Consider the following 518-nt stretch of genomic DNA (forward strand, 5'->3'; position numbering starts at 1 on the left):
GGGGGGTCTTTTGGGGCGGGCGGCGAGGCCCCTCCACCATTCGCCTTTGGCGAATGGTCCCCCTCCCCGAGCGGGCTCGGGGAGGATCTTTAGAGGAGAATGGGCATGGCGGTGGAGCGGGGAAGCGCGTTTTTGCTGAAGGTGGGCGATGGCGGATCGCCGGTCGCGTTCGCGACGGTCGCGGGGCTGCGGACGACGCAATTGTCCGTGAACGGCGAGGCGGTGGTCATCACCAGCAAGGGGTCGGGTGGCTGGCGCGAATTGCTGTCGGGCGCGGGCGTGCGGTCGGTGAGCGTGTCGGGCGCGGGCGTGTTCACCGGGTCGGCGGCGGAGGCGCGGGTGAAGGCCAATGCGCTGGCGGGGACGATCGACGATTACCGGCTGAGCTTTGAGAGCGGTGAGACGATGACCGGGCGGTTCCTGGTCACGCGGCTGGATTATGCCGGGGATTTCAACGGCGAGCGTAATTACACGTTGAGCCTGGAGAGTTCCGGGCCGGTGGTGAGCGGGTGAGGGGG

Annotated in this window: 1 protein-coding gene; it reads left to right on the top strand. The window is 68.3% G+C overall.

What is annotated here, in order from left to right; genetic code table 11:
• Positions 1-105 precede the first annotated feature (105 nt).
• The gene (locus AX709_RS01950; protein WP_066546249.1) at positions 106-513 is read left to right on the top strand and encodes a phage major tail protein, TP901-1 family; all 408 of its coding nucleotides are present in this window, start codon (positions 106-108) and stop codon (positions 511-513) included.
• Positions 514-518 lie beyond the last annotated feature (5 nt).

The organism is Sphingomonas sp. CCH15-F11 (assembly GCF_001557005.1).
In the GTDB taxonomy this organism is placed as follows: Bacteria; Pseudomonadota; Alphaproteobacteria; order Sphingomonadales; family Sphingomonadaceae; genus Sphingomonas.